12 protein-coding genes are annotated in these 13,774 nt (G+C 51.9%); 8 read left to right on the forward strand and 4 right to left on the reverse strand.

Translation table 11 applies throughout. The features are described from left to right. The 3 genes from ACTG33_RS12610 to ACTG33_RS12620 form a co-directional block, all read right to left on the reverse strand. A partial coding sequence (locus tag ACTG33_RS12610) for an efflux RND transporter permease subunit (protein WP_439135578.1) occupies positions 1-2,621 on the reverse strand: 2,621 nt, incomplete at its 3' end. Further along, positions 2,621-4,174 carry a hypothetical protein gene (locus ACTG33_RS12615; protein ID WP_439135579.1) on the reverse strand — a complete coding sequence of 518 codons (1,554 nt, stop codon included), beginning with the start codon at positions 4,172-4,174 and terminating at the stop codon, positions 2,621-2,623. The genes ACTG33_RS12615 and ACTG33_RS12610, both read right to left, overlap by 1 nt. 70 nt (positions 4,175-4,244) lie before the next feature. After that, positions 4,245-5,207: an outer membrane lipoprotein-sorting protein gene (locus ACTG33_RS12620; protein WP_439135580.1), complete on the reverse strand. Its 963-nt coding sequence runs from the start codon at positions 5,205-5,207 to the stop codon at positions 4,245-4,247. 304 nt (positions 5,208-5,511) lie between these two features. On the opposite strand from ACTG33_RS12620, the gene ACTG33_RS12625 reads away from it, so the two are divergent. Next, a complete protein-coding gene (locus tag ACTG33_RS12625; RefSeq protein WP_439135581.1) occupies positions 5,512-6,642 on the forward strand; it encodes a zinc-binding dehydrogenase in 1,131 nt (376 codons plus the stop codon). A gap of 81 nt (positions 6,643-6,723) precedes the next feature. Next, positions 6,724-7,194 carry a VF530 family DNA-binding protein gene (locus ACTG33_RS12630; protein WP_439135582.1) on the forward strand — a complete coding sequence of 157 codons (471 nt, stop codon included), beginning with the start codon at positions 6,724-6,726 and terminating at the stop codon, positions 7,192-7,194. 60 nt (positions 7,195-7,254) lie between these two features. Here ACTG33_RS12630 and ACTG33_RS12635 read toward each other — a convergent pair whose 3' ends face one another. Next, complete coding sequence (locus ACTG33_RS12635) at positions 7,255-7,920, reverse strand: glutathione S-transferase family protein (protein WP_439135583.1); 666 nt, start codon at positions 7,918-7,920, stop codon at positions 7,255-7,257. A gap of 304 nt (positions 7,921-8,224) precedes the next feature. On the opposite strand from ACTG33_RS12635, the gene ACTG33_RS12640 reads away from it, so the two are divergent. The 6 genes from ACTG33_RS12640 to ACTG33_RS12665 form a co-directional block, all read left to right on the forward strand. Beyond that, positions 8,225-8,596 carry a hypothetical protein gene (locus ACTG33_RS12640; RefSeq protein ID WP_439135584.1) on the forward strand — a complete coding sequence of 124 codons (372 nt, stop codon included), beginning with the start codon at positions 8,225-8,227 and terminating at the stop codon, positions 8,594-8,596. A gap of 79 nt (positions 8,597-8,675) precedes the next feature. Continuing rightward, positions 8,676-9,425 carry an HAD family hydrolase gene (locus ACTG33_RS12645; RefSeq protein ID WP_439135585.1) on the forward strand — a complete coding sequence of 250 codons (750 nt, stop codon included), beginning with the start codon at positions 8,676-8,678 and terminating at the stop codon, positions 9,423-9,425. Between the two features lie 222 nt (positions 9,426-9,647). Next, positions 9,648-11,255, forward strand: a complete 1,608-nt coding sequence (locus tag ACTG33_RS12650; RefSeq protein WP_439135586.1) for an ABC-F family ATPase — start codon at positions 9,648-9,650, stop codon at positions 11,253-11,255. 35 nt (positions 11,256-11,290) lie between these two features. Continuing rightward, entirely contained in the window at positions 11,291-11,764 is a 474-nt protein-coding gene (locus tag ACTG33_RS12655; protein WP_439135587.1) for a DUF1456 family protein, read from the forward strand. A 224-nt stretch (positions 11,765-11,988) separates the two neighbouring features. Further along, the gene (locus ACTG33_RS12660) at positions 11,989-13,428 is read left to right on the forward strand and encodes an NfeD family protein (RefSeq protein ID WP_439135588.1); all 1,440 of its coding nucleotides are present in this window, start codon (positions 11,989-11,991) and stop codon (positions 13,426-13,428) included. 55 nt (positions 13,429-13,483) lie between these two features. Next, a partial coding sequence (locus ACTG33_RS12665; protein WP_439135589.1) for an SPFH domain-containing protein occupies positions 13,484-13,774 on the forward strand: 291 nt, incomplete at its 3' end.

The raw sequence follows: 13,774 nt of genomic DNA on the forward strand, positions 1-13,774 counted from the left end.
GGCAGCAGGAGTAAGTCAAATATCAGGGCTGCCAACAAGCCGATACTGGAGAGCAGGCCAAAGTAGCCCATGGGCACGAAGGCGCTGGCCAGTAATAATAAGAACTGGCTGCACAGTATCAGGGTGGTGGTCATCACGGCGCGACCGGCTTTCTGATAAGTGCGGGCGAGGGCGGTGACCGGTGAAATGCCAGCTTTAATGCGGTGATTAAAACCGTGATAGACATGAATTGTGTCGTCAATGGCAATACCCACCGCGACACTGGCAATCATGGTGGTCGCCATGTCCAGATTGATGCGCATCAACCCCATCACAATAAAAATCAGCAGAATTGGGGACAGGTTGGGAATCATGCACAGCGCAGCATCCCTCAGAGAGCGCCATGAGGCCAGTAGCAGTAGAAAAATCAGAACCAGTGCGCCAGCCAGGCTTTTGCTTTGACCGCTGATGAGCAGCGCTTCCTGATCGGCAAACAGTCTGCCAGCACCGGAAATTTGCCAATCGACGTCAAGGTTCTTAAAGGCGATGGTGTTGTGCAAGTGCTCTCGGGTGCTGTCGATTAATTCACGGATCTCTTTGGCCCCATGGACGTTCGCGCTGATGGCGATACGGGTGTTGAGGTAGTCACGGTCGATAAAGTCGAACAGATCTTCCCCGTCATACACAAACAGATACTGGCTGATCAGATTGGGATCGTCGGGGATCGCTCGGTATTTCGGGTCTTCTGCGTGAAATCCCCAGTGCATCTCTTCAATAAAGTCAGCGGCGGAAAGGGTTTTGTCTACGGAAGGTTTGTTTTCCAGCCAGACCTGAAAGTCCCTTATTTGCCTTAGCATCTTCGGGCTGAGCAGCAAGTCCGGGTCTTCGCTGGTCAGTACCACTTCCATGGGCAGTGTGCCAGAGAGGGTGTCTTCAATGTGTGCGGTGTCTACACGCAATGGGTGATCGGTGTGGAAGAACTCCAGCAGGTTGGTTTCCACCTTGATGCGGGCGATCAACGGGGCTGTTACAGCCAGTGATAAGACCACAGCGGCAATGACGACCTTGGGGTAACGAAGTCCCACACCGACCAGCAAGCTCACCAGGCGATCCATATATTGCAGACCATGCTGCCGCTTAGGCCAGGGCTGACGGTCAAACTGCACAAATATGGGCGGCAGCAGGTGGATAACAATTACGTAGATCAGGCACACGCCCAGTGCGGCCGAGAGCCCAAACATACGAATGGGGGGAATGGTGCTAAAGCCCAGTGATGCCAGACCAATGGCGGTGGTAATGGCGCTGTAGAGCGCCGGTCGGCTGACTTCGGCCATGGCGGAAGCGACCCGTTCGCGACCGTTCAGACCGCGCAGAGAAGCGTACTGCAAGGCGTTATACACATGCACCAGTACCGCAATGGTAAGCGCCGAGAGCAGCGGCGGCAGAATGCTGGAAATAGAGTTGAAGGGCTGGTTGAACAGAACGTAAAAAGCAATGGTCGAGTTGACCACGGCACCGGTGACCAGCCCGGTAATGACGACAGCCAGCAGTCGGCGAAACAGTAGCCAGGTCAGCAGCAAGCCGATCAGTACCGTTAATGGGATAAACAGCATGTTGTCATGCAGGATCATGCGCATCTGAGCCACATCGGTGGTGACTTCACCACTGACGGCATGCAGATAACCATCCAAACGATGTTCTTCAGCGAGATCGAGAATGGTCTCTTCCAGCTGCAGGTTCAGAATGCTGTTGTCCATGTTATTGGGAACCACCACCATGGCAATGGCGGAACCGTCGGCGGCCACTAAGGTGTCTTTGGCAAACCGGTCGCTGGTGGCCCGCGCTAACCGTTCACTGGGGTGGGTGTCGTCCAGCTGATCAAGATCCACCAGAGGACTGATCAGAAAGCCGTCCTCGGTGCCTTCAATATGATCCTGATTGGTCACGCTAATAACGTTATTGACGGAGTCCAGATCACCGATATCGATACTGAGCTGATCGTAGGCTGTTAGAAATCCATCCGAAAACAGCGCAACCCCTTCAAACAGCAGGATCACCACTTCATCATCGGGGAAGAGTGTGCGCACATGATCGTTCAAGATGCGACTGGGGGCATCCGGTGGTAAGAAGGTGGTGGGGGCGTTATTGATATTGAGCTTGGGCAGAATGGCGTTCGGCAGAACCGTAATCGCCAGCAAGCACACCAGGCACAAGTACAGATTCCAGGGCAGGTTGCGCAACCGATTACTTATCTTGCGGTCTTCTGCGGTGGTCATGCGGACTTCAATAACGTCCTCACCGTCCAGGCGGGCATGACAGGCATGCAGCTCGGTGGCCATGAGTTTGCCGCGGGCGTTGCGCATGTGCACATCGATCCGCGGGTAGTGCTCTTCGCTTGGGTGGGTCTGCGCCGCCTGTCTTAAAAACAGACGCAGTTCGTCCTTGTCCAGATCCACGGTGTGATCGAGCAGGTTGGTAGCTTCCAGTTGATCACCGCGCTCGTAACCCAGGCGTTTGGCAAACAGTTCGTTGGTGAGAACAAAGATACCGTCATCCAGCAGGGCGCAGGCACGCCCCGGCTTGCTGAAAAACTGCCGATCCAGAATTTGCTGGTAGTCCTGTCGGGTATGGTCGTTATGCATTAGAGATTGATGCGCCAGCCCAAGTTAACCAGTGAGTTGTCTTCATAGAAGCCGCCAATGGTTCCGGTGTCGCCATTGTATTCGTGCAGTTCCAGATAAATTTCCTGATTAGTGAAACCGGTATAGGTCAGTTCCGGGTTGAAGTACAGGTCACTCATATCCAAGCCGACGTTAAATCGCATCCGCGCTCGCCAGTTGTTGTCGGCAAACGGCATGTCCAGGGTACCGTTGATGGAGGTCATGTCATCGCGATCGAGAACATCCGGCGCATCGATCAGGTAGTTGCCGGTTAGCTGTACATTAAGGCGGGTATCGCTGTCACCGGGGAACATCTCCAGTGCTATGCCCCAGGCAAGGCTTTCGGTGGTGTCAAAACGTCCGTCTGTGCGAGTGATGGGGGTGTCGCTGTTCCAGGCAGCTTCCAGTTTAAGTGTGCCGCCGAGGGCTTCAAAGCCCAGATCACCGGAGACGGTGGTGGATCTCAGGTAGCGGGACTCGATCACGTTGCGGCCTGCGTTGTAGGTGAAGTACGGTAGCGTGGAAATGCCGTGTTGAACACCCAGTGCGTAGTCGAAACCGCTGCCCAGTTGATTGAAGCGCACACCGAAACCGCCGTCGGTATTGGGTGCGTCATCGTCTATCGGGGTATTGCGGACGACCGATTCAATCAGCGGGTTGGTATCGAGACCTAGAATGGTTCCTTCCCGCTGATTGATGGGATACCACACGCTGTTGCTGTCAGGCAGTTCGGCTTCTCGAAAACGCGGGATATACAGAAAATCCAGCTTGCCATCGCCAATAAAGTATTCGTAGCGCACGGCTGCTGAAGCCAGACGACGGTCTTCAAGGTCGTCCTGCAGTCCGCGTCGCAGATCCTGAGTGCTGAGGCGATCCGTGGGAGGCACTTCATCGATTCTGCCCCAGATTACCTTTTGCGCGCCGATGGTCAGGGCGCCACTGTTGCCACGGTAACGAATGAAGGTTTCGTCATAATCCAGTTTGGTTTTATCCCAGTCGCCTTTGTTATTAGAAGATGAATCAGATCCATCGGGGTGCTCTTCGTAGTAATCCAGACGGGCGGAGGCTTGCAGTTCCCACTTATCGTTCTGCCAATTGATGGTGCCTTTGGTGTGACCGTAGAGTTGATATTCCGCTGGGCTGTCACTTTCGTAACGCCCGTATTCGAACCACACTTCATCCAGAGAAATGTTCACGCCGCGTTTGGATGTCGAGGTGTAATTCTGCAACGTATCACCCAGATCCTCATTGGGTTGACCTGGCTGGCTCTCATCGATCATCAGTTCGTCATCGATTGACAGACCGTCTTCTATAGACATGTCATCTTCTATGGACAGTTCGTTTTCAATAGACAGGGCATCACTGCTGCCATCGTCGATGGATAAACTGTCTGAATCGTCTTCGATAACAAGTTCTTCGCTGGTGTCGTCTTCAATGATCAGCAGATCTGATTCGGCGTAAACGTTTTGAGCGGGCATTGTGTAGCTCAAGCTCAATAACAGTGCCGCCAGCAGTGACGGATGGGTATAGCTCATGGTGCATTCCTTATGGTTTTGCGCTGTCTTTTTATAGTTGTTGTGATGATCTTGCTATCACCTAAAAGCATCAGGTGTTGTTTTTGTTTTTACTGCTTTTGTCTTTGTCTTTGTTTTTAGGATCTTCTTTTTTATTGTCCGGCCGGTAAGGTAATTCCAGAGTCTCGTCCGCCAAGCCTCTCTGAGTGAACAGTTGATCTGGCAGTCCCTGATCGTAGATGAGGTCGGTAGTGATCAGGTGGGTTTTGTGATCTTTTTTCAGATCAATCATGGTGCTTTGATAGATGCTCCAGTAGCCCTGAACTTTGCGGATCTTGCTGGCTTGCAAGCGCTTGATAGGCTTTTTGCCACGCGTGTAAAAATCGACCCGCAGAGGAATCAGCAATTTCTTGTGGATACAGCTGACTCGCTTCGAATAGACGGAATTGGATTTCTCAACGGGGATGCTTTCCAGCAGCGTGCAGGGCACACCGCCCACTTTATCCGTACCCAGAAGACGGTGGTGATCCATATTCACTTCGCGATCGCTCAGGTCTTCGTAGTAAAAGTCAGAACCGACAAAGCGGCCGCCCTTGCGGTTGGATGAGATTCGACGCACGCGATCCAGAGAGGGGAGGTAAAGCCACTGGTCTGAATTATCACCGGCTTGGTCAATGGACAGGAGCCCGGTACCGGCGACATCTTTTGGTGTGACAAAACGCATCAGCGTCCAGCGTTCAGCATTACCTTGATCAGCGGCATAGCTGTAGAGTAACCGCTTTTTCTTGATTTCACCTTTGCTTTCCAGTGCCATAATCACACGGGCGCTCATGTCTTTACCCGCAGGGCGGTCATAAACCGACTGAGCCAGGGTTTCTGCTGCAGAGACCTCTGTACCTGTCGGCTTATCTTCGGGTGTGTCTGCTGCGAAACCTTCTGTTGAGACAAGCGACAACAGCAGAGGCGCTGCAATCAAAAAGGCAGTCTGCGGAAATGGAGCACGTCGTATGAGTGATTGTGCCGCTAAAGCACCCAGAATGAATAAGTGGTTCATGCAAGCAAATCCTGTTTTACATCCTTGTTATGAAGTGGACAGCTGTCGTCTGATTTCACGATTGTGCGTTATTGAAAGGGTAGCCTACAAACCTTTTTACGCTCTAGCCAGTGAGTTGTAACTAAAGAGAAAGATAATCGTGGTTTTTGGAGAGCGATCGTTGAGTTATGTGCCATTAAGTGCCATTTACACAAGTAGATTGTCACAAATGACCCATAGCGTCAGATCTGAATAACCGTTAGCCTGCCTCACACGCTAATAACGTAACAGCACAATCATGTGCGTTCCACATCGGAGAAAGATCATGTCTACGGCATTTCAAATTCAGTCTACCCTGACGGAAAACGGCACCCTAGAGGTGGCCCTGGAGGATGTGGGTATACCCACTCCGGCGGATCACGAAGTCGTGGTTCGGGTCGAAGCTTCCCCGATTAACCCGTCTGATCTGGGAGTGTTGTTCGGTCCGGCTGATATCAGTGAGGCTGAAACCCGTGGCACCGGTACCGATACTGTGCTCTCAGCTCCTGTGGCACCGGCCCTGATGAAGCGCTTTAAAGCTCGTGTAGGCCAGGCGTTAACCGTGGGCAACGAAGGCGCCGGCGTGGTAGTGGCTGCCGGTAAGAGTGACGAAGCCCAGGCGTTGATGGGCAAAACCGTTGGTTTGTTCGGTGGTGCAATGTACGCCCAATACCGTGCGATTCCTGCAATGATGTGTCTGCCACTGGCCGAGGGCACCACGGCAAAAGAAGGGGCATCCTGTTTTGTAAACCCGCTGACCTCTCTGGGTATGGTCGAGACCATGAAAATGGAAGGCCACAAAGCGCTGGTTCACACCGCAGCGGCGTCGAATCTGGGGCAAATGCTCAACAAGATCTGCATGGCTGATGGCGTTGATCTGGTGAATATTGTCCGCAAGCAGGAGCAGGTGGATATTCTCAAGGCGCTGGGAGCGAAATACATTTGCAACAGCAGCGATGAGAGCTTTATGGCAGATCTCACCGATGCACTGCATGAGACGGGCGCGACCATTGCGTTTGATGCCACCGGCGGCGGTCGTCTGGCGGATCAGATTCTGACAGCGATGGAGTTGGCGGCGCAGCGGACACCATCGGAATACAGCATTTACGGTTCAACAACTCATAAGCAGGTATACCTCTACGGTGGTCTGGATGTATCTCCGACAACGCTGAGCCGTGGTTATGGTATGGCTTGGGGTGTTGGTGGCTGGTTGCTGCCTCTGTTCCTGGCTAAGATCGGCATGGAGAAGGGCAATGAGTTGCGTGGCCGTGTGGCACGTGAGTTAAAAACCACCTTTGCCAGCCATTACACTCAGGAAGTTTCACTGGCGGAAATGCTGCAAGCGGATATCGCCAAGCAGTACAATCTGAAAACCACGGGCGAGAAATATTTGCTATGTCCTCAGAAAGGGCTTTAAATCCCGGTTAATGCCTGAGTATGATGCTGTATAGCACCTTGCTCAGGTGTTTTTCCTAATTTCCGGCCCACAGGCAGTTGTATGATTGAAGAGCAGAAGAACAACCCGTTACATGGTGTGAAGCTGGAAGCTTTGCTCACAGAGTTAGTGGATCACTATGGTTGGGATGTGCTGGCCAGCGCAATCAATATCAACTGCTTCAAAAGCAATCCCAGCATCAAATCGAGTTTGAAGTTTTTGCGCAAAACCCCGTGGGCACGGGAGAAGGTGGAAGGTTTCTATCTGTACAAGTACAAGCGTCTTCCCAAGCCGGACGATGAGCAGTACGAGTTGCCGCCTCGCGATCGGAAGGTCCCGCTGAATCAGAAGCCTCGCGATCCTGCGGTGATTGAGGTGGATAAATCGGAGCGTCCAAAGCGATCCGTGTCCGACAAAAAGAGTTCTGTATCTGACAAGAAGTACGATGCACCCAAGCGGAATACCTCTTCTCAGGAGGCCCCGAACCAATCGGTTGATCCGTGGGCCAAGTGGAAAAGTAAGAATCAGGATTAAACCGGTCTTCTTACGGGAGGCATTCTCTCTGAGGGGTTCCCTCAGAGCGTTTCCTTCAGACTACTTTTTCCCCAGTCCTGCAACATAGGCCATAAATTCCTTGGCGTTGGCTTCCCGATCAGCGTCTACTTTTTTGGCGATATCGGTATCAGCCATTAAGTCGCTCCAGTCTTTCAAACCCGGAATCTCGGTGGTCAAATCCCATTGCAGTACGTTCGTGGCTACTTGTTGCGCTACTGACATCACATAGCGCAGGTAAATATCCGCTGCGGTTAATTCGCTGCCTGTGAGATAAGGCGAAAAAGTCGCCAGGGTATTCAGGCTGTTGATGCCGTGGGTCAGCACACTGCGGATCTCATTCAAAACCTTATCCTCTACCGGAACCTTCGCCAGTAAGGTTGGCAGCAGACGTCTGGCGGGCAATTCAATGTAGAGTTCGGATATTTTCATCAACTGCCGCACCTGAGCCCGAGCGTCCGCATCGGCAGGGTAGAGCGGTTTTTCAGGGTAGGCATCTTCCAGATAATCCACCAGAACACTACTTTCGGACAGCTTGGTGCCGGATTCCGTGGTCATAGAGGGCGCCTTGCCCATAGGGTTTACCGCCAGCATCTCCGGAGTTTGTGGGTAGACAATATGCTCTTCGAAAGGGATGCCTTTATGCAGCAGGGCATGTTTCACAATATTGTGATAATTGGAGTAGGGGAAACCGTGGAGTGTCAGCATGGATCTGGCCTTGTGTTATTCGAGTGAATGGTGGGAGTGAATGATTAGGCTTAATGGAGAATATTATCTGCTGGAGAATGTGATCTGCCATTTGGTGCCTGCCGGCAAGCCTGAGCCATGATTATAGTGAATTGTGGCTAGTTGTGAGGAAAGACATGCAAATATATATGATCTGGCGTGCAATGCATGGTGTGTGACTTTATGTATCCAGTTTTATATATCCAGCTTTATATAGCCAGCTTTGAACTGGGTGGCGTCCATGTCAGAATGCTTTCTTCGACGGGTTTCATAAGAAGAGAAAATAATGAAGAAACTATTGCTTGTTGCATTTGTCCTGCATGTTTTACTCGAAGGCCTCGTTGGCGTGCTTTTGATTGTTGCTCCTTACAAAGTGGCTCCACACGCTGACCCCTTGTCTCTGACCTTTGTGATTAATTATGGATTCGCTGCTGTGACGATGGCCAGTGTGGTGTTTTGGGGTTGGTCCGGGCGGGATAATTTCCGCATTATGGGGGTGGCTTTGGGGATACTCGCGACCTTCCATACAGCTCTGGCAGCGGCTTCCACCATGATGTTGGCCGAAGGCGGCAGTCCTGCAGTATTAGTCATTCATGCGGTGATGGCGGTGTTGTTTTGGCTGCTTTTTGCACGTCGCCGTCAATGGTGTGTGGATTAAGAAATGGTGTGTGGATTAAGAATTTCTTCATCAAAACGGGTTACAATAGCTCTTTTATGACTGATCTCTGGACGCAACGATGTTAAAAGCCCTTTTCCTCGATATGGACGAAACGCTCTGTGATACCAAGGGTGCGAACGCTAAAGCACAGCGGTTGCTGGGGCAGGCAGCCGAGGAAAAATACGGTCAGAACGCCGGGTTTGATGGCCAGATTTTCAGTGCGGCCTATGTGAAAGGCATTTACCGCGAGTGGAGTGACGCGCAGCGTGAGCGCTATTTGCCCATTGCCCAACAGCAGGGGGAGCGCGTGCTTCGTGTGCAGTTGATTCGCGACCTGTTGGCGGATCAAGGTGTCGATGAGGTGGCCGAAGCAGACGCTCAGGGGCTGCAGGACACCTTCGATCATGATCGTCTCGCTGCGTTTGACTTCTACCCGGGTATTATGGAATTCCTGACCGAAGCACGTCAGCTGTTCACTCTGGTGGTGATCACCAATGGTCCTGAGTACTCACAAATACCCAAGGTGGAAGCGATCAAGCTGGCTGAGCATGTCGATCACATCATCATCGGTGGTCAGGAGCCAGAGCAGAAGCCCGCACGATCCATTTTTGAAAAAGCCCTTAAGCTGGCCAATTGCGAAGCCCATGAGGCCATCCACGTGGGCGACAGCCTCGCCGCTGACATTGCCGGAGCTCATAGCTGCCAGATCACCTCTGTCTGGATTCAGCATCAGCAGCCGCTGGACGCAGAACTGGGTATTGAGCCCAGCCACACGGTGATGCACCCTCATGAGATTCCTGCTTTGATCCGTCAGCTGCACAGCAGTTGATGCTTTTTTGAGCATTTATTAGCCAGTTTGTCTCGACTTTACCCCTCTAACTCTCTATAGTGCGCTGCCTTTAGTACGACGTCCATGATGTCGTCTAAGGCAACTGTTTTAACGCACCTCTTGTTACGGCGCGCTGCCGTTCGGCTGCCTCCTGCGCTGCGTTTTAGTCTCTTCGCTTATGGCCTCGACGATTCAGGTCTCTACGTTTTTAGGAAGAACCCCTTGATCTCCACCGCAAACATCACAATGCAATTTGGCGCTGAGCCATTGTTTGAAAACATTTCCGCCAAGTTTGGTAATGGCAATCGGTACGGTCTGATCGGTGCCAACGGCTGCGGCAAATCGACGTTTATGAAAATCCTCAGCGGTGAATTGGCACCCACGTCCGGCAATGTGTCCATCACGCCCGGCTTTACCGTGGGCACTCTCAGCCAGGATCAGTTTGCGTTTGAAGACTACTCGGTGGTGGATGCGGTGATCATGGGCGATACCAATCTGTGGCGGGTAAAGCAGGAGCGTGACCGCATCTACAGTCTGCCTGAGATGTCTGAAGAAGACGGTATGAAAGTCGCTGAACTGGAAGTCGAGTTCGCCGATATGGACGGCTACAGCGCCGAAAGCCGTGCGGGTGAGATCCTGCTGTCCGCCGGTATCGATGAAGAATTGCACTTTGGCTTGATGTCACAGGTGGCTCCCGGTTGGAAGCTGCGGGTACTGCTGGCTCAGGCGCTTTTTGCCAATCCGGACATTTTGCTGTTGGACGAGCCGACCAACAACCTGGATATCCACACCATCAACTGGTTGGCCACGGTGTTGAATGAGCGCAAGTGCACCATGATCATCATTTCGCACGATCGGCATTTCCTGAACTCTGTCTGCACCCACATGGCTGATATTGACTATGGTGAGCTGCGTATTTACCCGGGTAACTACGAGGCCTTCCTGGCGGCATCGTCTCTGATCCGTGAACAGCTGTTGATTGAAAACGCGAAGAAAAGCGCCGAAATCGACGAATTACAGGCGTTTGTAAACCGTTTTTCCGCCAACGCCTCCAAGGCCAAGCAAGCCAGCTCCCGCGCCAAGAAAATGGACAAGATCAAGCTGGACGAAGTGAAGTCCTCCAGTCGGATGACGCCCTCTATCCGCTTTGAGCAATCCAAGAAACTCCACCGCCAGGCCCTGGTGCTGGAAGATTTGTCCCACGGTTTTGACGGTGAAACCCTGTTTTCCGGCGGTGATCTGATTTTGGAAGCGGGTGCCCGCCTGGCGGTGATTGGTGAAAACGGCGCCGGTAAAACGACGTTTTTGCGCTGCTTGATGAAACAATTCAACGCCAATGCGGGTGAAGTCAAATGGGCTGAAAACGCCGAAATCGGTTATTGCCCTCAGGACAGCACTGCGGATTTCGACAGTGATCTGAGCCTGTTTGAATGGATGTCCCAATGGCGTATGCCCAAGCACGATGATTTAATGGTTCGCGGGATGCTGGGACGCTTGTTGTTTACCGCCGACGATGCCAACAAAAAAGCCAAAGTGTGCTCCGGTGGTGAAAAGAACCGCCTGCTGTATGGCAAGTTGATGATGACAGACAACAATGTTCTGATTATGGATGAGCCCACCAACCACATGGACATGGAGTCTATTGAGGCACTGAATCAGGCGCTGAAGAAATACGAAGGTACGATCATCTTTGTCAGTCACGATCGTGAGTTCGTCTCTTCGCTGGCGACCCGAGTGATTGAAATCAAGGATAAGCAAGTCATCGATTTTCAGGGGACTTATGACGAATACCTGGATCATCAGGAACAACAGTCTCGTCAGGTTGCCTGAATTGAAGACGTCACTTTTTCCAGTCAGGGTGTGCAATGACCAATAACGATATTTTACGCCGTTTACGCTATGTGTTTGATTTTCACGATACGAAAATCGTCAATATGTTTGCCTCAGTCGGTGAGCAGGTAACACCTGATCAGGTAAAGCGCTGGTTAAAGAAAGACGACGATCCTTACTTTAAACGTTGCACCGACAAGCAGCTGGCTACTTTTCTGAACGCGTTGATTATTCTACGCCGTGGCCGGCGGGAAGGGGTGATGGTGGAGCATGAGAAAAAAATCACCAACAACCTGGTGATTCGTAAGCTCAAGATCGCCATGGATTATAAAAGTGACGATATGTTGGCGACACTTGAACTGGCGGGTATGACCATCAGCGATCATGAGCTCAGCTCGTTCTTTCGCAAGCCTGGCAATAAGCATTACCGCGAGTGTAAAGATCAGATCCTGCGTAACTTCATTGAAGGTTTGACAAAAAAATGCCGCGGAGCGGATAAACCGGCTTGATGCTTCCGGTGTTTGTCATTCGGTTTTGGTTTAAAAGATCTCACTGATAGTTGGTTGAGATCTTTCAAGTCCCTCTTTTTTACAGTCTTGAATCCTTCCCAGCCCTGTCAGGGCTGCGTTCTTTGTTTTCTTCATTTTCCCCACCTTGCAACAACCCTGAATCGCTTCCATAGTGAGAGATACCGCTTGGTTGTTTTTTGTGCACTGCACACAGGAAATATGCGATGAGGGGGTTGTCTCAGCGTTGCTTAGTATTGTTGCTGTTTTGGTGTTTGGCTCAGGCCACAAGCGCCAGTGGCACAGTTTGGCTGATTGATATTCAGGGCGCGATAGGGCCCGCTACCGCAGATCATGTGATCCGGGGGCTGGAGCAGGCGCAGGAACAAAAAGCATCCTTTGCGGTATTGTTGATCGATACGCCGGGCGGGCTGGATTCTGCCATGCGCACCATGATCAAAAGCATTCTGGCCGCTGAGATTCCTGTGGTGGGCTATGTCACTCCACAGGGAGCCAGAGCGGCCAGTGCCGGCACTTACATTCTCTATGCTTGCCATGTGGCGGCCATGGCGCCTGCCACCAATTTGGGGGCGGCCACGCCTGTGCAGATGGGGGCGCCCGGAATGCCCGGAATGCCGGAAGAATCTCCGTCGGAAAAGCGAGATGCCCCTGAGTTATCCCCCGCTCCCTCTTCAGAACAAGATACAGCGGAAAATTCCGGAAGTGCGGACCGTCTCGGAAGTCCCAAAAAGCCACAGGAACAGAGCGACCTTGTACCGGGTTCGGCGATGGAGCGAAAAATCATCAACGATGCCGTGGCCTACATTGAGGGGCTGGCCAAACTCCGTGGTCGCAACAGCGAGTGGGCGAGTCGGGCGGTGCGTGAGGGCGTGAGTTTGTCTGCCGATCAGGCTCAGGAATTAAACGTTATTGATCTGATGGCGACGGATGTCACTGACTTGATGAAACAATTGGATGGCCGCCAGGTGCAGCTCAATCATTCGGACTATACCTTTGCTTCTGAAGGGGCGGAAATTCATCGACACGCTATGGACTGGCGCAGTGCCTTTCTCGCAGTGATTACCAATCCCAATGTCGCGTATATCTTGATGCTGATTGGCATCTATGGGCTGATCTTTGAATTTTCTAATCCGGGGTTTGGTCTTCCCGGAGTGCTGGGCGCGATGTGTCTACTCATTGCTCTGTACGCGTTTCAGGTTCTACCGGTGAGCTATGCCGGTCTCGGACTGATCATTTTGGGTATTGGTTTAATGACGGCAGAAGCCTTTGCTCCCAGTTTCGGTATTCTGGGGCTGGGTGGTGTGATTTCTTTTGTGATTGGTTCAATCATGTTGATGGACACCCACCTGCCAGGGTATCAGATAGCAATGCCGCTCATACTGGGGATTGCTGTGTTCAGTGCGGGGCTGCTGGTGTTTGCATTAGGCATGGTGGTAAAAGCTCGCAAGCGGGCTGTTGTGTCAGGATTACAGCATTTACTGGGGGCCAAGGCGTTAGTGGAAACACTGCACGAAGGAACTCCTATGGTGAGGTTGGATGGCGAACTGTGGCAGGTGCACAGTGAGCAACCGTTGCAGGTAAACGATCAGGTGACGGTCACTGCGATTGAAGGTGTGTACTTGCGCGTGAGTAAATCGACTGGCTAACACGCGGGTAACGACCCCAGTCATTAACGAATAAGGCAAAGGCAGGAGAAACACTATGTTTTTTGCAGATATCCCCTTTATCGGTCTGGTTCTGACCGTTTTTGTGTTGCTATTTGTCTTCTCGATGTTCCGGATCCTGCGTGAATACGAGCGTGGCGTGGTATTTATGCTGGGGCGTTTTTATAAGGTCAAAGGACCTGGTTTAATCCTTTTGATTCCAGTTCTGCAACAAATGGTCAAGGTTGACCTGCGGACTTTCGTAATGGATGTACCTACTCAGGACGTGATTTCCCGGGACAATGTGTCGGTCAAAGTGAATGCGGTGATTTACTTTCGGGTGCTGGAG

The sequence above is a fragment of the Pseudomaricurvus sp. genome, from assembly GCF_965662505.1.
Taxonomy (GTDB): Bacteria; Pseudomonadota; Gammaproteobacteria; order Pseudomonadales; family Cellvibrionaceae; genus Pseudomaricurvus.